Source organism: Psychromonas arctica (assembly GCF_036697365.1).
Lineage (GTDB): Bacteria > Pseudomonadota > Gammaproteobacteria > Enterobacterales > Psychromonadaceae > Psychromonas > Psychromonas arctica_A.
The window spans coordinates 159,820-182,763 of the sequence record NZ_JBAHZA010000003.1; the positions used below are offsets into that span (position 1 = coordinate 159,820).

At 37.0% G+C, this 22,944-nt stretch carries 7 protein-coding genes; all 7 read right to left on the reverse strand.

Translation table 11 applies throughout. From position 1 onward, the window contains the following. Nucleotides 1–74: 74 nt before the first annotated feature. Nucleotides 75–5,138, reverse strand: coding sequence for an EAL domain-containing protein (locus V5290_RS04820; RefSeq protein WP_333382435.1), 5,064 nt, complete (start codon nt 5,136–5,138; stop codon nt 75–77). Between the two features lie 995 nt (nt 5,139–6,133). Further along, nucleotides 6,134–10,021, reverse strand: a complete 3,888-nt coding sequence (gene hrpA / locus V5290_RS04825) for an ATP-dependent RNA helicase HrpA (protein WP_333382437.1) — start codon at nt 10,019–10,021, stop codon at nt 6,134–6,136. A gap of 181 nt (nt 10,022–10,202) precedes the next feature. Further along, on the reverse strand, nt 10,203–11,696 hold the full coding sequence (locus V5290_RS04830) for a Ppx/GppA phosphatase family protein (protein ID WP_333382438.1): 1,494 nt from the start codon (nt 11,694–11,696) through the stop codon (nt 10,203–10,205). 47 nt (nt 11,697–11,743) lie between these two features. Then, complete coding sequence (gene ppk1 / locus V5290_RS04835; protein WP_333382440.1) at nt 11,744–13,828, reverse strand: polyphosphate kinase 1; 2,085 nt, start codon at nt 13,826–13,828, stop codon at nt 11,744–11,746. A 245-nt stretch (nt 13,829–14,073) separates the two neighbouring features. Beyond that, nucleotides 14,074–15,633 carry a Na+/H+ antiporter NhaC family protein gene (locus V5290_RS04840; RefSeq protein WP_333382442.1) on the reverse strand — a complete coding sequence of 520 codons (1,560 nt, stop codon included), beginning with the start codon at nt 15,631–15,633 and terminating at the stop codon, nt 14,074–14,076. A 404-nt stretch (nt 15,634–16,037) separates the two neighbouring features. Then, nucleotides 16,038–17,507 (reverse strand): glutamate synthase subunit beta, encoded by a 1,470-nt coding sequence (locus V5290_RS04845; RefSeq protein ID WP_333382443.1) that lies wholly within the window; start codon nt 17,505–17,507, stop codon nt 16,038–16,040. Continuing rightward, nucleotides 17,507–22,024 carry a glutamate synthase large subunit gene (gltB, locus tag V5290_RS04850; RefSeq protein ID WP_333382446.1) on the reverse strand — a complete coding sequence of 1,506 codons (4,518 nt, stop codon included), beginning with the start codon at nt 22,022–22,024 and terminating at the stop codon, nt 17,507–17,509. Before gltB ends, V5290_RS04845 begins: the two co-directional genes overlap by 1 nt. Nucleotides 22,025–22,944 lie beyond the last annotated feature (920 nt).

Below are 22,944 nucleotides of genomic sequence, written 5' to 3' on the forward strand. Positions count from 1 at the left end.
GTGGCTAAATATTATAAAAATACATTAGCTTCTATTTTTAGACAAGAAGCTAATGTATACCTACTTATAATAACTTAAACCTTATTACTATCCATTATCGCCTTTGGGCTTGTTTGGTGATAAGTTTTTTCCATGGTCAAATGAGCAATTAATTTGATAATAGGCTCTGGAATTTGAAAATAAAATCCCTGAACAAGATCACACCCATTTACTTTCACAAACTCAAGTTGCTCTTTAGTTTCAATACCTTCAGCCACACTTTTTAACCCTAGTGCTTTAGCAATTGAAATAGTTGCTTTCACTACTTCCTCGGCTGTTCCAACTTCACCTATCTTAGCTATAAATGCGCGATCTATTTTTAATTGATCAAAAGGATTATTAATAAGGTAGCCAAGATTCGAATAACCGGTACCAAAATCATCCATTGAAAATGATACATTTAATTTTTTATATCTCGCTAAATGTTTTTGGTTTTGTTCATTAGATAAAATAACTTTTCTTTCTGTTATTTCAAGCGTGATTGCACTGCCTGGTATATTAAATTGTTGAAGATATTTTTTGAAGGTAAAAAATAGTTCATTACTTTCTAAATCTTTCAATGAGTAGTTGATCGCGACCTTACACTGGTAATTGTTGGATTTACTTAATTCACTAATTGTTTTCATTACATTGAAGGTAACGTACTTTGTAATTTCAGTAATAAGTTCTGATTCTTCAGCCAGTGGGATAAACTTATTAGGCATGATTAAACCAAGCTTAGGATGGTTCCAACGGATTAGCGCCTCTAAATGTGAAAGCGTCATGGTTTCTACATCTACAATGGGTTGATAATAAACTTCAAACTCATCATTATTGAGCGCATCTCTGATTGAGCTTTCCATTGTTGCTTTTTCAAAGGCATCCGATGAAAGCTCTTGTGATATATAACGATAAATATTACGTCCATGCTCCTTCGCATCATACATAGCTATATCAGCCTGACGGATTAATTCATCGCCTGAAAGACCATCATTAGGATAAATACTAATGCCAATACTCGCACCAATTTTTATCTTATGGCCTTCAATACACATCTCTTTTTGAACCGATTCAAGTAAATTAGTAGCAATTTTAGAGGCATCTAATGCTGATTCTAAATCCTGAGCAATAACGATAAACTCATCTCCGCCAACTCTTGCTACAGTATCTTCGGAACGTAATACGCTAGAAAAGCGATTAGCAACCTCAACTAATACTCCATCGCCAACATTATGCCCCAAGCCATCGTTAATAATTTTAAAGCGATCTAAATCAATGAAGAAAACTGCAAGATGTTTCATTGAACGGCGTGCTTCTTGTAATGCATGTTCAATACGATCAGACAATAAAGTTCTATTAGGTAAACCAGTTAAAGAGTCATGATTAGCAAGGTACTGTATTTTATCTTGAGACTGTTTAATTAATGAAATATCTGTTAGTACAGCGACATATTGAATATTATTATCATCATCGTCACGCACAGCGCTTATATTAAGGTAGACAGGAAATACTTCATCATTTTTAGACTTACAAATAACTTCACCAGACCAAAAACCACTCTGCTTATAAGCACGCTCCATATCATTGTAAAACTGATCACTATGCATGTCTGAACGTAATACTGATAAAGTTTGGTCTTTAATATCATTAACAGAGTAACCAGTTAAATTTTCAAAAGCTGGGTTTACGTTAATAATCTTCGTATCTTTGTCTGTTATGACAATACTTTCTTGCGTAGTGTTAAATACGGTTTTTGCTTGTATATTTTCTAAAGACACACTTTTTTGTGTATTAATATCTTCAATAACAGAAATGAAAAATACAGGTGTCCCCTGCTCTCGAATAACCGCGACCGACAGCATTGACCAGAATAACTCGCCATTCTTTTTATAATAGCGTTTCTCAACTTTATAAGAGTCACTTTTACCATCTAGCAATTCTTGAAAGTATTCTAAATCATTTTCTAAATCATCAGCATAAGTGATATCTTGGAAGGTTAAATTCATTAACTCTTCTTCACTATAACCCAACATTGTTGAAATGGATTTATTCACTGAAATCCATTCACCATTCAAGCCCACATGTGCAATACCAATATTCGCATAATCGAATGTAGCCTTGTATTTTTGCTGGCTTAATAATAACTCACGACGTGCATACGTTTCTTTTGATATATCCGATGCAAATGACCAAATCTGTGAATTTCCCTTTTCATCTCGACTTAAATAATCTGCGACTTCAAGAATGGTATCCATTCCATTAGCTGACTTAATATTAACTTTGTAAGGGCCATACTTACCTTTTTCTGCTAATTCTTTTTCTCGAAGTAAAAGGTCGACGTCTTCGTGCAATGGGGTCAACGTTATCCAGTGCTTAGCCAATAATTGCTCTCTAGATAAGTCATAAAATTTTTGCATCGCCGTATTTGTTTTGAGAATAATGCCTTCCATATTAGTAATGACCACGCCATCATTAATATTATCTAATACTGATTCATATCGAGAATTTAATGCACCATAGCTTTCCTTTATATTAGTATTCTCGTGATACATTCCTTTCAGTTCAGCATATGCAGTATGCAATTCTTCATTTGTTGACTGTAATTCCTCGTTACTCGTTTCCATTTCTTCATTAGTTGCCTGAAGTTCTTCATTGGCACTTTGTAGCTCTTCATTGGTTGATTGAAGTTCTTCATTTGAAGTTTCGAGTTCTTCAATAAGCGTTTGCATGTGCTCTTTAGTACGTTGTAACTCGAACTCTAACTCTTGAGAAGATGAAGGTAACGGTACTCCTTCCGCTTGATTCAAAAATGGGAAGTCTTCGCCTGAAATGCTCTGAAAATAGTAAATATAGGTTTGATTACGCCCATTTAATACCGGTACTAAATAAACTTTGATGAATCTAGGTACGCCATTTTTATGCGGTAAAAGGATATAATTGCTAACGGCAAGCGTAGCTCCCTTTTTAATATCACTAAATAACTTTCTCAAGTCCATTGCCAAACGAGAGTCGACAATTTTATAGATATTATAAGAAACATAACCTTCAGGAATCGTTAAAAAGTCTAATTCGCCCTTTTTATAAATCACATCAAGCTGCTCATTGGTCACAATCATATTTGGCATTAATAATTTTGTTGCTTCAGCTATGATTGTATCTTGCAAAGGCCTATTTACTTGCTTTTCCGTAACGCTATCTAACTCTGGCTGGCTGTATTTAGGTGGTTTAACAGTGATTGCAGCATAACTTTTTTTATGTGATGCCACACTTTTAAATATTTTATTTGTTTTATCAATAGGAGCAAAAGAGTCTTCAAAGTTAGTCGCATTCTCAGACTTTCCAAGGAAAAGTAATCCATTATTTTTCAATGCATAATGAAAAGCAGGCATGATCCAGTTTTGTGCATCAAGATTAAAATAAATCAATAGATTGCGACAAACGATAAGGTCCACTTCTTTAAATGGAGGATCTGATAACAGGTTATGATAAGAAAATACTATATTTTGACGCAGTGTTTTTGTGACTTCGAATTCATCATCTGAAATGGTGAAATAATCTTTAATATACGTATCAGATACTTTATTAATTGATGCCTGACTAAAAACACCTTTACGCGCAATTTTTAAAGCATCTTCATCAATATCAGTTGCAAAAATCCTCAAATCAAGAAATTGCTGTCGCTCATTTAATAACTCATTCAATATAATGGCGACAGAATAAGCCTCTTCCCCCGTCGATGCTCCTGGCATCCAAATTCGTAATTCTTTTAAGTCAGGTGTTTGATCTAAATAAGTATTTAAGTGATTCTCGAGAGACTCATAGGCTTCATTATCTCGGAAAAAGCTAGTCACTCCGATTAAAATATCTTTAAAAAGTAGTTCAACTTCTTTAGGGCTACTCGAAATTAATTTAACGTATTCATTTAGCGTAGTCACTTTTAAAGCAACCATTCGTCGCTCAATACGTCGACCAATGGTAGCTTTCTTATAAACAGAAAAATCGACATGTTTTGCTTTATGTAATAACTCAAAAATAATCGAAACATAATCATTTTCAGGCGTTACTTGATGTCTTTTTAAGACATTTTGTCGTGGAAAATTAGCCAGAGCAACCAACTCTTTACCAATTTTTTCAGGCTCAATTAAAATATCAACTATTGAACCATTGATTGATGCCATTGGCATACCATCGTATTTTGCCGTACTAGGCTCTTGAACAATAGTAATGCCTCCTTCCGCGTTAATCGCTCGCATTCCTTGAGTACCATCTGAGCCTGTGCCCGATAGTATAATCCCAACCGACTTTTCTTTTTTATATTTAGCGATGGAAATAAACAGTTGATTAACTGAGGGTTTGGGCAAGAAGGAATGTTTTTCAGGGGCAGATAAAATAAGTTGATTATGCTCATTTATCTCAACATTTGTATTGGGTGGTGTGATATAAAAAACATCACTTTCGAGTTCTTCACCACTTTCTACCTCTTTAATACGTAAGTTACTTTCTCTAGAAAGTAACTCCACTAACATTGTATTATGTTTTGGACTAAGATGTTGAGCAACAATATAAGCACAGTTATTACTTGCAGGTAATCCTCTGATTAGCAAAGTCAGCGCCTCTAACCCACCAGCACTTGAACCAATACCAACAACCATTGAGTTATTACTTCCTGAAATCAATTTCTCTCTTGGAGAAATGGCAAATTTATCTCTTTCAGATGACATTTTCTTTTCGTCAATGGATGCTTGGTAATTACCACCAGCTAAAACCTTATTAATCGCACGATCTAATGTTTTAGTATCTGTAGGTCTATTTACAAAACCATTAATTTTGTCTTTAACGGTATCGAATAGGAAATCTTCTTGGACATAAGCACTAAATATGATGATCGGTGTGCTTTTATTTGTTTTACGAATGTTGTGGATTAATTCAACACCACTCATTTCTGGAAATTCAATTTCAGTAATAATTAACTGTGGATTATGGGTCAAAAACTTTGATACGCCATCTACTCCATCATGAGCCTCAATAACCGTTGCAAACTTTTTACGAAGGAAATCTGAATATACTTTCCGGTTACTCTCTTCATTTCTAACATAAAGTATGGTTGCATCGTATTTCATTTAATCACCTTGACAAAGGCCAAATATATATTTAGCTAAATTTAAATCAGAGTTAGGAAAAGTCTATAGTTAAAAGGATGCCCAATTTAACGTGTCCCTACGTTTCATTCTATCAATACTAGAGAATAGAAATGTTGTCTAAGCCATCTTAATTTTTCACATTACAGTTGGCACAACATCATAATTTTCGATTTTTATGTTTAATTTTCTTTAAATGGTTAACCATTACGATAAATTTCAGCTAATTAGACTAAAAAATGGTACATAATATTAACGATTTAATACTTCGATCCTTAATAACCTGATGTTTGTAATATGCATAACCAAAATTAAGTAGGTAATTAAAAATATTAGATAGTAATTTTAGACTAATTTGACATGGGTAGCTAGAAACATCATGGTTTAATTGTTTTTCTTAGAAAGAGGTATTTAGATAGTATCTGGTTACTTTCTTTTAAAGCAGATTAGAAATCTATAATAATTACACTTTTACATCAATAAGTTAATGTTTTATACCAAATCAACTTTTAGACTTTTCTCAAATAAAATGAGACCTATATAGGCTTAATATTAACTTATATTCACTTGAATTACGCTTAATAAAAGCGACTATTTCTTTATTGAACTCTATCAAGTAACTTATCAATTTATAATCAATCTAAATGGAATATTTGAAGTTGATAGTAAAAACACATCGAAGTGCAAGATTATAAAACAGCTTAAGTCTACATCTTTGAATTAGTTATAAAATTAACAGAAAGAAAAATGAAGTTATTAAAAAGAGAAAGGTTTTGTAAAGAACAAATAAGATGCTCTTATCAGGATAAAAAAATTAATGAGAGTTATGATTTAACCTCATTTCTGATTAGCGATGGTGAAGCATCATATAAAATACAATAGTAAGAATATCTATTAGGCAATATTGCTATTCCAACCTGTATTGGAATGATTTGAACAAACATTCCCATGTAAAGCATGGGAATGTTCTGAAAGTGTTAACCTTTCAACTCCGTCAATTTCAACCTTACTCGCTTAGCTGATACTGGATAAGGTGTTCCTAACTGTTGAGCAAATAACGAAACACGAAGCTCTTCCATCATCCAATACACTTCCGCTAAACCTTGGTGCTCTGTTTCATTGCTTAATAGCTGCTTGCACAATGCTCGATAACGCTCTTCTAGCTCATGTAACTCGATAGTGTTCAATCGGTCTTGATTAGGGTTTACCGGTAACTTCTCTAAGCGTTTCTGTAAAGCTAATAAATAACGCTTTATGTCATTTAACTTAGCTTCGCCGACTTGGCATACAAAACCTGGGAAGATCAAACGCTCAAGTTGCGATTTAATATCTCCCTTTGCCACCAGCATAGTTAAATCAGCTTTGCCTTTGAGCTGCTTATTCACCGCATGAGCAAGCGTTAACACCTCTTCAACCTGTTGCGTAATCTGTAGAGTTTTATCAGCTAATTCAGCGCGCACTTTCTCTTTTTGAGCTTCAAATTCAGGTGCTTCTTGCGGGTGAACTTCTCCGTCTAAAATGGCATCGACGGCACAACTAATACAATCATCGATTAAGTCTTTAATTTGCCCAAAAGGATTAAAGTACAAACCCAGCTTCGCTTTATTCGGTAAGCTTTGTTGTAAATACTTAATCGGTGATGGCACATTCAATAGAATTAAACGGCGCACCCCAGCTTGATTAAAGCGTTGCGCTTTGTCTTCAGTATCAAACAGCTCAATCGCAACACTTTTATTTTTATCTACTAGTGCAGGATAAGCTTTAACTTCATAACCACCATGATCTTTCTTAAAGGATTTAGGTAATTTACCAAAATCCCACTCGACTAAATCAGACTTCTCGATACCTTGTTTCGACACTTTAGATAAAGTCTGCTTTACCTTACCTTTTAAGTCATGCTGCAATAATTTCAGGTCAGTACCTACAGCAACAGTTTTTTGCTTGTCATCGACAACATTAAACTTCATACGTAAATGTGTAGGCAATGCATTCACATCCCAAGAATTCTCTGGAATACGAACACCCGTCATGCGTAATAATTGCTTTTCAAAAGCCTCTAATAAAGGTCCTTGTAATGGCACTAAATTAGCCATTACCGCTTCAGCATAATTAGGAGCAGGTACAAAATTACGACGTATTGTTTTTGGTAAGGTTTTAATTAAAGCCACTAACAACTCTTCGCGTAGTGCTGGGATTTGCCAATCGAAACCTTGATCTGAAATTTGATTTAGTAGCGCCAGTGGGATATTTACTGTCACACCATCTTGACTCGTTCCCGGTTCAAAAGCGTAATCAAGCTTTAATCTAAAATCACCTTGTTGCCATGAATCAGGATACGCATTCGCAGTGACTTTATCAGCATCGTGTGCCATCACTTGTTCGCGTTGATAATTAAGTAATTGTGGTTGTTGTTTCTTTTCACGATTCCACCAACTATCAAACTGCTTAGCACTGCAAACCGTTTGCGGGATAATTTCATCGTAAAATAGGAACAATGTTTCATCATCAACTAAAATATCGCGGCGACGTGATTTATGCTCTAACTCTTCAATATCATTTAATAATGCTTGGTTATCTTTGAAGAATTGATGACGTGTTTCAAACTCACCTTCTACCAAAGCATGACGAATAAACAGCTCACGACATAACACCGGATCGATTTGAGTGTAGACAATTCGACGCTTGCTGACGATAGGAATTCCATACAAAGTTTGTGTTTCAAAGGCCCCTACTACGCCCGACTTTTTCTGCCAATGCGGTTCTGCATAACTGCGCTTAATTAAATGTTGAGCCTGTTTCTCAACCCATTCCGGTTTAATTTTTGCTGCAACACGAGCAAATAATTTAGAGGTTTCTACTAACTCAGCAAACATCCCCCATTTTGGCTGTTTTTTGAATAGGCCAGAACCAGGGAACATGTAAAACTTACTATTACGTGCTCCTAGGTATTCAGCATCTTTATCTTTTAAACCAATATGGGATAGTAAACCAGCGAGTAAAGCTTGATGAATGGCATCAAAGCTTGAAGGCGCATCGCTCACTTTAATATCTAATTCATCAGTTACTTGTTTAATTTGCGTGTAAATATCCTGCCATTCACGCACGCGCATGTATGCTAAGAAATCTTTCTGACACATTTTACGGAAGTTGTTATTGGTTAACTCTTCACGTTGCTCATTAATGTAATTCCATAGGTTTACATAGGTAATGAAATCAGACTCTTTATCGTAAAAGCGACGATGTTTTTCGTCAGACGCTTGCTGTTTATCCATCGGGCGCTCACGCGGATCTTGGATACTTAACGCCGCACTAATTACCATGACTTCATGGACACAGTTAAATTCTTTTGCCGCTAAAATCATACGTGCTAAACGTGGATCTACTGGTAACTTCGCTAATTGGCGGCCTAGCCCAGTCAATTTTTTACGTGGGTCTTTGGCTTTTAAGTTAACCGCGCCTAATTCTTCTAAGAGGTTTAAACCATCTTTAATATTACGATCTTCTGGTGGCTCTACAAATGGGAATTTATTTAATTCACCTAAGCCAAGCGATAACATTTGTAAAATAACAGACGACAAGTTAGTGCGTAGTATTTCTGGATCAGTAAATTCAGGACGACCATTAAAATCTTCTTCGCTATATAAACGAATACACACACCTTCACTAACACGACCACAACGCCCTTTACGCTGATTAGCACTAGCTTGTGAAATAGCTTCAATAGGTAAACGCTGCACTTTAGTACGATAGCTATAACGACTAATACGTACTGTCCCCGTATCAATCACATACTTAATACCAGGAATGGTTAATGATGTTTCAGCTACGTTGGTGGCTAAGACAATACGCTGCCCTCTATGACCTTGGAATATTTTATTTTGTTCTGCGACACTCAAGCGTGCAAATAATGGTAATACTTCGGTATCTCGTAATTTACGCTTAGTTAATGCTTCTGCAGCATCTCGAATTTCACGTTCACCATTCATGAAGATAAGAATATCGCCACGGCCTAAACGTTGTAACTCATCCACAGCTTGGAAAATACCTTCAATTTGGTCACCCGCCGCATATTCATCTAATGGGCGATACAAGGTTTCCACTGGGAAAGTACGGCCAGACACTTCAATAATCGGTGCTGGTTTACCGCGTTTATCTGAAAAATGATTAGCAAAACGCTCTGGATCGATAGTCGCTGAAGTAATAATGACTTTAAGGTCAGGACGACGAGGTAACAGACGTTTTAAATACCCCATTAAGAAGTCGATATTTAAACTACGTTCGTGCGCTTCATCTATGATAATAGTGTCGTATTGACTTAAAAAACGGTCGTTTTGAATTTCCGCTAATAAAATACCATCGGTCATCAGTTTGATATACGACTTGTCACTCACTTTATCGGTAAAACGAACGCGATAACCAACGGTTTCACCTAGCTCTGAATCCAACTCATCAGCAATACGATTCGCAACAGTTCTTGCGGCTAAACGACGTGGTTGTGTATGACCAATTAAACCAGAAACGCCACGACCTAATTCTAAACATATTTTAGGAATCTGAGTGGTTTTACCTGAGCCTGTTTCACCTGCAATGATAACCACTTGGTTATTGGCAATTGCTTCGGCTATTTCATCTTTTTTCTGGCTTACCGGTAGGTCTGGATAACTCACTTCTGGCAAGTTATCTAAGCGCTGTTTGCGCTTATCCATTGATACCTGAATATCAACAGCTATTTTAGTCAAACTTGCTTCTACTTTTTCGGGGGCTTTTAGATTACGTAAATCATCAATACGGCGCTTAAAGCGGAACTGATCTTTATACAACACGTCATTTAAATGGTCTTTTAAAGTAGTAGCAGAAATGGTCAAAACAGGTACCTAGCAGAAACAAAAAACCGATCCTAGCAAGGCTAATGGCAAAAGGATAGAGGCAGTTAAGGGATTGAGAATGGTAATCTTAATAAACATTCATTTTTTACCCATTTAAATACTCTAAACGACTTAAGTAAGTGGTCATTACTCAACAAATCACACTTACTTTTACACTACTTTATAGTTCGATAGATTCGGCAATAACTTTCAGAGTTAACCCTGCTTTATGTTGTTGCGCGACCTCTTTTTGTAGCATAGTAAATAGATCATTCTCTTTGAATAGCACCGCGGGTACGTCAAGTTGCAACTTATCGCCATTAAACTTTATTTTTGCTACTTGTAATGGAAAGTCTCGACGGCCTAGCGTTAGGATAATTGCAACTCTTAATAGTTGCACTAATTGATAATATTCACTTTCAGTGATCATATCTGATACAACCGCTTGTTTAATTTTACCTCGGTGATCACCTACCATAGTAGCGATTATTTCCTGTCCCTGCTCGCTGAAACCTGGCATATCAGAATGATGTAAAATATAAGCACCATGATGTTGACGTTTTTTAGAATGAATATTAATACCAATTTCATGCAGTAAGGCCGCGTAACGCAGAAACATTAAATGCATCTCATCGAGTGCTTTACCTTGCTCTGCAAGTTGCTGATTAAATAATTGTAATTGTAATAATACGCGTCTGCTAAATACTTGGTCGATACGATGCAGGTGCAATAGGTTATTCACCGTACGATCGCGTGGCGCCATATCCTCTTCAGTACTACTTAATCCATATAACACCCCTTCTCGTAACGCAGAAGTACAAACATTAATGTTCTTAATGGCAAACTCATCCATAAAGCTACTGACGATAGCTAATGCCGAAGCGGTTAATGCGAAACGGCTTTCTTCAACGCATTCTAAGCCTAATTTATCAAAGGTTTTAGCACCGACAAATTGCGCAATTAAACGACGAACGCGCTTTTCAGTAATATGGCTATCACCGTACAGCTCTAACATACATTGTTTAATTGATTTATATGATCCTGAAGTACCCAATACCCCTTTCCAACCAAGTTTCAAACACTCTTCAACAATAGGAGATAAGGTTTGTCTTGCTTCAGCCTGAGCAAGACGCATCCCCTTACGAGTGATTTCACCTTTCTCAAAATAGCGTTGGGTAAAAGATCGAGAGCCCATCTCTAAGCTTTGTGCAAACTTGATTTTAAAGCGCTTACCAATAATAAATTCAGTACTGCCTCCACCGATGTCCATTACAAAGGTCGAGCCTTTAAGAGGGTAAGTATGTGCAACACCTTGATAAATTAGTTTAGCTTCTTGTTCTCCACTAATTATTTCTATCGGATAAGGGAAAATACTTTTAGCGCGTTCAATAAACTCTTCACTGTTGACGGCAACGCGGAGACTATAAGTGGCAACAATACGCACTGCACGACAAGTTAATCCTGATAATTGTTGGTTAAATTCAGCAAGACAATCTAGCCCTCGTTGAATCGCTTCCTCGGATAAAACTTTATTATCATCTAGGCCACTGGCTAAGCGAACGCTCTTCTTATTAGTGAATACGGTTTGAATGCAGCCAGTTAACTCTCTAGCAACAATCAAATGGAAACTATTTGAACCTAAGTCAATAGCAACTAAGTGACAGTCATCGTTCATATTTATTCCTCATTGTTTTACCGATCTCACTAACCAAGTATTCGGTATTATTTTAGCGCTTTAGCTTCTTCTTTATTGTGTTGCTTAAGATAGTCATAAATAACCATCTGTGAGCGTAATGTTTGCTCACCTTTGTTTTGCGTTAAATATTGATTGGACTGATCTGCATTAAGGATCCTTGCCTTACAGTTATCAGCTAATTGAATATTGATAATATCAAGAATCATTTTTTGCACTTTAGGGCAGTAAATCGGACATCCTACTTCAATACGTCTTTCTATGTTGCGCGTCATCCAATCCGCGGAAGAGATATAAATGCGTTGTTTACCACCATTTGAAAAAATAGAAACACGTGCATGTTCTAAATAGCGGTCAACAATACTGACAGCGGTAATATTCTCACTTTGGCCGGAAACACCTGCCACCAATGCGCAAATACCACGAACGATTAAAGTGACTTTAACCCCAGCGTTGCTTGCTCTATACAGTTGTTCAATGAAGATATCATCAACTAAATTATTGAGCTTAAGTATAATTTCACTTGGATAGCCTTGCTTCGCGTATTTAATCTCTTTATCAATTAGCTCTATGACTTTATCGCGAGTATGCGTTGGCGATACAATCAAATGCTTATATTTAAACTGTAGGTAAGGTGACTTAATAAATTCAAATACCTGAGCCGACTCAGTACAAATATCGACATCCGAAGTAAACAAACTAAAATCAGTATAAATTTTTGCGTTACTTTCATTAAAATTACCACTGCCAACATGCGCGTATCGGATAATTTCCCCATCTTCTTCACGAGTAACCACGCATAGCTTAGCGTGCACTTTCAAGTTACTCACACCATAGGTCACGTGTACTCCGGCATTCGATAATTCTTCAGCCCATTCAATATTTGCTTCTTCATCAAAACGGGCTTGTAGCTCTATATTAACGTGAACATGCTTACCATTTTTTACTGCTTCAATTAACGCTTCAATTACCGCAGATTTTTTTGCAACACGATATAGACATATCTCGATCCTGATAACTTGTGGGTCAAAGGCCGATTGTCTTAGCCATTCAGTAAAGTAACTAAATTTATGATAAGGGTAATACAGTAAAATATCTTGTTCTTTGATCGCCTGAGTAATATTACGGTAACTATCTAATACCGTATGAGGTAAAGCTGGTAATTTTTTGTAGCGTAACTCTTTACAGCCAATTGAAGGGAATTCAATAAAATCTTTAAAACTTAAATAACGACCACTCTCATTTAAACGCTTATTAGATTTTATTTTTAACCCTTTTTTCAATACTTCCACCATAGCTTCAGGCATTTTTCTGTCATACAACAAGCGCACTGGCTCTGCATTTAAACGTGAACGAAGCCCGCTTGACATACTTTCTAATAAGCTTTGGTTTATCTCTCCGTGCACTTCAAATTCAGCGTCACGGGTTAACTTAATAGAGAAAGCACGAATATGGCTAAAATCATAAAATACGCTAAATACTGACTGCAAAGAATGGCGAATAATATTGTCGATTAAAATAATATTTTTTTGTTTACTGTTTTGATCAACGGGTAGCTCTACAAAGCGTGGCACATCACTAGGCACTTCTACTAAGGCATAATGGTCCTTTAGATCTTCTTCAGCCGTCCGCATTTCGATCATTAAATAGGTACAATCATTTTTAATTTGTTCAGTTAAATTGATCTTAGCGGTAATGATTAGAGGAAAAACGTGGCTACTTAACTCATTTTTAAAATACTCAGTTAGCCATTGTTGTTGATATTCATTGAGCTGTTTTTCATTAATTAGATCAATATCGTGATCACTTAATTGAAATAATAAATCTTGATAGGTTTGGTCAAACTCATTTTGAAGTTGCTGAACCTTTTCTTGGATTTCAACAAATAACTGTCTGGCTTTATCTTTTTTCTGGAATTGACTTAAATACGCTACGCGACGGACATTGGCCACTCGCACTTGATAAAACTCATCAATGTTACTTGAGTAAATACCTAAAAAACGTAATCGCTCGATCAAGGGAACCGTTTTATCTTGTGCTTCTTGTAGCACTCTTTGATTAAAGGATAACCAACTAAGTTCTCTGTCGAAGTATTGCTGTTGCGATATTGACATAATATTTTGAATTCCATTTTATTAAGCGTAAGACTTTTCAAACTAATCAAAGAAAATGACAAGGGTATGGCTAAAATATGAAATAAAAGTGATATAAATTTAAATGAGTTAAGTAATAAATATAAGGTGAAAGAATCGAGTAAGCAAACGATAAAAGAGTATGACTGCTATAAAATGTTAAATGATAGACACAAAAAAAGCAGGCGAACCTGCTTTTTATAATCAACAACTAAAGTCGTAGTAAACTACTTTTTAGACATTACTTTCATCGTCGCAATGACAGCGATAAAGGCAATACTTGCAGCAACCAACGAGATCATAGTAGAGCCTGTAAAGCCAATAACAACGAAACCAACAATAGATACAAACGCCATTGATAATGCATAAGGCAATTGAGTTGCAACATGATCAATGTGCTTACAACGCGCACCTGTAGACGATAAAATAGTTGTATCAGAGATTGGAGAACAATGATCACCGAAAACTGAACCAGCTAATACTGCGCTTAACATAGGCAGCATCATCGCTAGATCAGTTGCACCAGCCATATCACCAGCAATCGGTAACATAATACCGAACGTCCCCCATGAGGTGCCAGTTGAGAAAGCCATCGCTCCAGATAATACAAATAAAATCACCGGTAACCAATGTAAACCAATGTTACCTTGTACCAGTGTCGATAGGTAAGTACCTGTATTCATATCACCAATTACACTACCAATTGACCAAGCAAAAAATAGAATAATGATAGCGCCAAACATAGATTTAGCGCCCACCCATAAAGCAAATCGGATGTTATCAAAAGATTGTTTTTGCTTTAATACTGTCAATAACGCAAATGCTAAGCCGACTAAGCCACCATAAACTAGCGAAGCACCTACATCAGTATTTTCAAACGCACCTAATACTGAAAAAGCGTTACCAGCTTCAGCTAAGGCTACATTACCTGTGTACACCATAAAGAATAAAGTCGCTAAGATTAAGCTAATAATTGGGTATACTAAGTCGCCTACTTTGCCACGTTGGTGCTCTTCAATACCTAACTCATCCTGTAGATCAACCTGATTTGCATCTTCTATCGAAGTACTATTTTCAGCAGCTTGCTCATGTTGCTTCATCGTACCTATATCTAATTTAAATAAGATAACAGCAAATACCATGAGCAAGGTAAATAACGCATAAAAGTTCATCGGTATAAGAGCAACGTAAGCCCCTAATGGTGAATACTCAGTCATACCATGGCTAACAAGAATACCACCAATGATGGTCATGATATAAGCACCCCAACTTGATACTGGCATCAAGATACACATAGGTGCAGCGGTAGAGTCAAGAATATAAGCTAACTTAGCACGTGACACATTAAAACGATCGGTCACTGGACGTGAGATAGAGCCTACAGCCAAGCTATTAAAGTAATCGTCGATGAAGATAAATACACCTAAGAATGCTGCAAGTAATGAGGCACCTCGCTTATCTTTAATATGGTCTAATGCCCAATCTGCAAATGCACGGGTCCCACCAGATAAAGTGAGTACAGCAGTCATCATGCCCAACAATAATAAAAAGGCAACAATACTCATATTCCAAGTATTAAGGCCACCATCTTCTACCACTACACTTTTAACAGTACTAAAAATATATTTACCCGCATCTACGATTGAGTAGTCAACCAGTAGTAAAGCACCTAAAATAATACCGATACCAAGTGATATAAGTACGCGGCGAGTAATAATAGCTAACCCGAGCGCAACGGCAGCAGGTACGATCGACAGCATCGAAGCTGAGAAGTCGATTAAAGACATGAAACTTTCCTTTGGTCTACATTAAATTCGAAACTGCAGGAATACAGCTTCTAGACAATGTGTTTTAGTTGAACGATAAAGTCCCAATCACACTAATTAAGTGAACTATTCACAGAGAAAGTAGCCGGTTCATTCGATATTAGTAATTGAAGCAATATCTTCAACTATTAAAGAACATCTTAAATTAAGCTAATTTCCTACCCATACCTTTAGATCACTTATTTAATATAATCGGTATTAAATACCGAGTTCAGGGGGCCGAGATTTTATACTAGTTTGAGCACAAAAAAACCCCCTACTCTAAAAAAGAGAGGGGGTTTATGTTTTTGCTATAATTTAAAACAAACTATTGGTTAATTTATCAATTAAATCAGCTCAATAATCATTCAAAATTATGAATGTAATTAATTAGCAATCATTAATGAATCGTTGATACATTCAAGGTTAGTATTACCCATCAAGTATGCATCGATTGCGCGTGAAGCTTCACGCCCTTCATTAATACAACGTACGATTAATGATTGACCTGTACGCATATCACCAGCAGCAAAAACACCTTCTTGAGTTGTTTGATAATCGTTAGTTTTAACATTACCACGCTCATCAAGGCCAATCTCTAATTGTGCTAAAACACCTGTTGGTTCTGGGTGTAAAAAGCCCATTGCCAAGAATGCTTTAGTACAAGGAATTGAACGTACAGAACCTTCAATTTCTTTAAAGTTTGGACGTTGACCTGGTGCAGCTTCTTCCCATTCGATATCAGCAACAACTAACTCTTTAACATTACCGTTTTCATCGCCAATGAATTCTTTAGTTAGGATTGACCAGTGACGATCAACACCTTCTTCATGTGAAGTAGTTGTTTTTAAGATCATTGGGTAAGAAGGCCAAGGCATATTCACTGTACGTTTTTCAGGTGGAATCGGCATGATTTCCACTTGCGTTACAGATGCAGCGCCATGACGATTTGAAGTACCAACACAGTCAGAACCAGTATCACCGCCACCAATAACCACTACGTGATCATCTTTTGCATGAATCTCTTCTGCTTTAAGGTCCATACCATTTGCACGGCGATTATTTTGACCTAGGAACTCCATTGCAAAATGAACGCCTTTCAAATCACGACCTGGAATTGGTAAGTCACGCGGTACAGTAGAACCACCTGTCAGTAATACAACATCAAATTGCTTACGCAAGTCTTTAGCATCAAAATCAACACCGATGTGTGCATTTACAACCATTTTAATACCAGCTGCTTCCATTACCGCGATTTTACGATCGATAACATCCATACCTAGTTTAAAGTCAGGAATGCCAAAACGTAATAAACCACCTACTTTTTCATCACGCTCGTAAACTGTCACGGTATGACCCGCTGAATTTAATTGCTCTGCAGCCGCAAGTCCAGCAGGACCTGAACCGATGATCGCAATCGTTTTACCTGTACGTGAAGTTGGAATCTTAGGTTTTACATAACCATTTTCGTAAGCTTTTTCTACGATGGTTTTTTCAATATTACAAATTGTAATTGGGTCTTGATTGATTCCTAATACACACGAGCTTTCACAAGGAGCAGGACAAACACGACCAGTGAACTCAGGAAAGTTATTAGTAGAGCTTAGGACATCCCAAGCTTCTAACCAACTTTCACGGTAAACCGCGTCATTGAATTCAGGAATGATGTTACCAATCGGACAACCGTTATGACAGAAAGGTACACCACAGTCCATACAACGAGAAGCTTGGTCATTAACCTTTTTACCAAACACGTCGTTTTGTACGAACTCTTTATTATTTTTTAGGCGCTCTTCAACCGATACTTTCGGTGGCAATTCACGACCTAATTCTAAAAATCCAGTAGGCTTACCCATTATGCTTCTCCTTTCGCTCGAGCCGCTAATACTGCCTTGTAATCACGAGGCATTACTTTCACTACTTTAGCTAAACTTGCATCAACATCAGCTAAGAAATCAGCCGCTGTATTAGATTCAGTTAACTCTAAATGTTTAGTGATTTTAGCAATTAATAGCGCTTTATCAGCTTCATCTAATGGATCTAAGTCAACTAGCTCCATATTACAATTAGCTGTAAATGTGTCATCTTTATCCCAAATATAAGCAACACCGCCACTCATACCTGCCGCAAAGTTACGACCTGTTGTACCTAGATTAATCATGATACCACCAGTCATGTACTCACAACCGTGATCACCGATACCTTCAACAACAACTTCTGCACCCGAGTTACGTACACAGAAACGTTCACCAGCCATACCGTTAATATAAGACTGACCAGACGTTGCACCATAGAAACATACGTTACCTACGATGATGTTGTCTTTCGATACAACACTTGAATTACGATGAGGATAAACCACGATTTGACCACCAGATAAACCTTTACCCCAGTAATCGTTCGCGTCACCTTCAACAGTAAACTCTACGCCTTTTGCAAGGAAACAACCAAATGATTGACCTGCAGAGCCGTTAAACTTAACTTGCATCGGTAGAGGTAGACCTTGGTCGTTATACACTTTTGAAATCTCGTTTGACAACATAGTGCCACACGAACGGTCGATATTAGTAATTGGGAATGAACCCGTTACTGCTTCGCCTTTCTCAAGTGCTGGTTTAGCTAAATCAATCAGTTTTCTATCTAATACCGCTTCAAGATTATGATTTTGAGTTGTTTGATTAAACATCCCATCTTCTTCTTTAGCCGTTTCTTTAAATAGAATAGTGCTTAAATTTAGGTTTTTGTATTTCCAATGGCTTACATCATCACGCACTTTAAGATTTTGTGTTTGACCAACCATTTCAGTAATCGTTTTGTAGCCTAGCTTAGCCATGTTTTCACGCATGCCTTGTACCATGTAGCCGAAGAAAGTAACCACATCTTCTACACGGCCGTCAAAACGTTCACGCAATGTTTTGTTTTGTGTTGCGATACCAACAGGACATGTATTCAAGTGACACTTACGCATCATGATACAACCTTCAACAACTAATGCTGCTGTTGCTACGCCCCACTCTTCAGAACCTAATAGCGCAGCGATAGTTAAATCACGCGGAGTTTTCATCTGACCATCAGCTTGAAGAACAACACGGTTACGTAAACCATTCTTCATTAGCGTTTGATGTGCTTCAGATAAACCTAGTTCCCATGGTAAACCTGCATGGCGGATAGATGATAAAGGTGATGCACCTGTACCACCATCAAAACCAGCGATTAAGATAACGTCAGCTTTTGCTTTAGCAACACCTGATGCAATCGTACCTACACCAGCTTCTGATACTAACTTAACGTTAACACGACCTTCACGGTTCGCATTCTTCAAATCGTAGATAAGCTGAGCTAAATCTTCGATTGAGTAGATATCATGATGCGGCGGTGGCGAAATTAGACCTACGCCCGGTGTTGAGTGACGTGTACGACCAATCCAGTCATCTACTTTGTGACCTGGTAATTGACCACCTTCACCTGGTTTAGCGCCCTGTGCCATCTTAATTTGGATTTCAGCAGCGTTAGTAAGGTAATAAGATGTAACACCAAAACGACCCGATGCAACCTGCTTGATAGCTGAACGTTCCCAATCACCATTTTCTTTTGGTGTAAAACGAATTGGGTCTTCACCACCTTCACCAGAGTTTGACTTAGCGCCAATTCGGTTCATTGCAATCGCTAACGTTGAATGAGCTTCGTGTGAGATAGAACCGAAGCTCATCGCACCAGTAGCAAAACGTTTTAAGATATTTTCAGCTGGCTCTACTTCGTCAATTGAGATTGGACCTGATGCTTTAGGTACAAATTCAAATTGGCTACGCAATGTTGCTGCATCATCACCTTGCTTATCAACAGTTTCAGCATACTGCTTGAACTGCTCATAGTTTTTATTACGTGTTGACTCTTGTAACAATGAAATCGTTGTAGGATTGAATAAATGCTTCTCACCACGCTGTTTCCACTGGTATACACCACCTACATCTAAACGTTGTACAGGAACTGCACGTAACGGATATGCAAAACGGTGACGTACTAAAATTTCATTAGCGATATCATCGATCGATAGACCTTGAATACGAGTAACTGTACCTTTGAAGTAGTCATCAACAACAGATTTACTAATACCCAGTGCTTCAAAGATTTGCGCACCTTGGTAAGACTGAATTGTTGAAATACCCATTTTCGAGAAAATCTTCAATAGGCCGGCATCGATTGCAGCTTTGTAAGACTTGAAGATATCACAAACATCTTTATCTGCAGGTAAACGATTCTTAGCCTGTAGGTCAACAATCATCTCTTCAATTAAGTAAGCATTTACAGCAGAAGCACCGTAACCAATTACTGTTGCGAAATGATGTGTTTCACGTACATCGCCAGTCTCTACTACGATGTCACACATAGCACGAAGACCACGTTTGATTAAGTAGTGATGTACCGCACCTGTTACTAACATAGCAGGAATTGGTGCATGGTCAGAGGTTGCATTACGGTCAGAAAGAATAATGATTGAGTAACCATCATGAATTGCATCTTCTGCGTAACGACAAATACGTGCCAGTGCTTTCTTCAATTTACCTGGTTCACCAGATGCAGCAAAGAAAGTCTCTAATGTTTTAGCTTGTAAATGCTTATCATCAAGTGCATTAATTTTTTGTAATTCAGCATTACTTAATACAGGAGATTCAAGCTCAACTTTATGACAATGCTCAGGTGTTTCAGACAATAAGTTCTTATCCTTACCTAAGTAAGTATTCAGCGACATAACCATACGCTCACGAATCGGATCGATTGGTGGATTAGTTACTTGCGCGAATAATTGCTTGAAGTAATGAGATAAATGTTGAGATTGGTGTGATAACACAGCTAACGGCCAATCCACACCCATTGCACCCAATGGCTCTTTACCATCGCGGAACATAGGGAGAATGATCTCGTTAACTTCTTCAGATGTAACACCAAAAGCTTGTAAGCGTTTTAACAATTTACCTGCATCAGGTTGAATATTACGCTCTAACGCCGCAGGTTGTTTCTCTAACTTAACTAAGTTATTTTCTAACCATGTTTCGTAAGGCTTTCTTGCTGCAATGCCATCTTTCACTTCATCGTCAGAAATGATGCGGCCTTGTTCAAGGTCAGCGACAAAAATTCGACCAGGTTGTAAACGACCACGTAACTTAATGTTTTCAGGTTCAATTTCTACAACACCAGACTCAGATGCCATTACTAAGAAGTCATCTTTTGTTACTGTGTAACGTGATGGACGAAGACCGTTACGGTCAAGCGTTGCCCCTACTTGTACACCATCAGTGAAACAAACAGAAGCTGGGCCATCCCAAGGTTCCATTAAGTTTGCATGGTATTGGTAGAAAGCACGACGCTTAGGGTCCATGTTTTTATTTTCTTGCCAAGCTTCTGGAATCATCATCATTAATGCATGAGGAAGACTACGACCTGAAAGTACTAACAACTCCAGTGCCATATCAAAGCTTGCTGAGTCAGACATACCATCAGTACAGATTGGCATTAACATGTCTAATTCAGAGCGAGTGAAATATTCTGCTTCAAGCAGTGCTTCACGCGCTTTCATCCAGTTGATGTTACCGCGAACCGTATTAATCTCACCATTGTGAGCAATATAACGGAACGGTTGCGCTAAACGCCAACGAGGGAATGTATTAGTAGAGAAACGAGAATGAACTAACGCTAACGCAGTTACCATACTTGGATTTTGTAAATCTAAGAAATATTGAGGTACTTGTTCAGTCGTTAACTGACCTTTATATACAATTGTTTTGTATGAGAATGTATTAATGTAGAAATTATCTTCAATGCCATTTACAGACTCTAAACAGATACGTGTCGCGTAGTTACGTAAAATAAATAATTTACGCTCTAATACTGCAGGCTCCATATCTGGACCACCAGTAACGAACATATGCTCGAATTGTGGCTCACTACTTAGGGGGTCAGCACCAATCATCGAGTTATCTGTAGGAAGAACGCGGTAACCAATGACTTCAAGACAAAGACGTTCAGCAGTACGTGCTAAAATTTCACGACAATGATCACGATGATTTTCATCTTTAGGGAATAGGATGGTACCTACACCATATTGATCAAACTTAGGAAGGGTAATTCCTTCTTTTAATGCTTCAGTTACTAAAAACTCATGCGGTTTTTGTAAAAGAATACCTGCACCATCACCACTACATGGATCACAACCTTGACCACCACGGTGTTCCATACGCGCTAGCATATCCAAAGCTTGCGTCACAATTTTGTGAGACTTGCTGTTTTTAAGATGTGCTACAAAACCGATACCACAGGCATCGTGCTCCATTTCTGGCACATAAAGGCCTTGAGCATTCTGCTCTTTATTAGTCATAAACATGTCCTTCAAGATAAAACAGTAAAAATTTCTCGCACTGCTAAATCTAATGTTTCGAAGTGCTACACACGGCTTGTAATTTGATGAACAAAAAACAAGCAATTAATTTTTTTTACTTTTTGTAAGAAAACTACTTTTTTGAGAAAAGTGCACTTTTACAAAACGTCCTTGCTTAGTAAACAACTCGCACGACAACCCTACAAGCATAGGGCCAGTACACGAATTATTGATAACCACCCTACTGTTAGAGGTGAGAATTCGCCGCTATTCTATCTTTTAAGCGACATAAAATCCAATTTTCTTATTCACTTGTACTCTTTGGGCTAAAGAATGAGATATAATGAAACCTAGATCACTTTTTTAAACATTAATTTCGCTGAAGACGCTTAAATATGTAGCCAGTCGCTATTTTAATAAAAATAGATTGATAAAAATAATGACTATCATCTACAGAAAAACAATGCGAAAACCCGCAAAAACGTGAATTTACATGCTAAAAAAGTGAATATAAATTCATTTTTTAAATGTTAGCAGGTCTTTAAATTTAACTTAACAAGTAATTTACATTTTCATTATAAGTTGTTTTGTTTAGCTAAATCTTATTTTTGTATTTTTTTATCAAACACTTCACTTGGTTAATATTTGTACATAAATCTACGCTTTTCAGTCCATGTCAGTTCACATTTTTTTTGAAAAAACTGAAAGTTTCTTACTTTTCAACGTACTTGCCCTGTCATTTTTCAAAATAAATGATTTTATTTAATAGAAGAAAGGTTCGCAAAAGCTAGCTTTATCGATATTTAGGCAGGAACTTTTTTAGATATTAAATAGATTAGCTGGCTTATAAATTTTATTGTTTTCTAGTTCATACTTTTTTGGAAAGGAAAACAAAGTATTATTAAAAATCAAAGCGAATT

Bases quoted from the DNA above. Each gene is read 5' to 3' on its own strand.
- V5290_RS04830 (WP_333382438.1), bottom strand. From the start codon at position 11,696: ATGAACGATGACTGTCACTTAGTTGCTATTGACTTAGGTTCAAATAGT.
- ppk1 (WP_333382440.1), bottom strand. From the start codon at position 13,828: ATGTCAATATCGCAACAGCAATACTTCGACAGAGAACTTAGTTGGTTA.
- gltB (WP_333382446.1), bottom strand. From the start codon at position 22,024: ATGACTAATAAAGAGCAGAATGCTCAAGGCCTTTATGTGCCAGAAATG.
- V5290_RS04820 (WP_333382435.1), bottom strand. From the start codon at position 5,138: ATGAAATACGATGCAACCATACTTTATGTTAGAAATGAAGAGAGTAAC.
- V5290_RS04845 (WP_333382443.1), bottom strand. From the start codon at position 17,507: ATGGGTAAGCCTACTGGATTTTTAGAATTAGGTCGTGAATTGCCACCG.
- V5290_RS04840 (WP_333382442.1), bottom strand. From the start codon at position 15,633: ATGTCTTTAATCGACTTCTCAGCTTCGATGCTGTCGATCGTACCTGCT.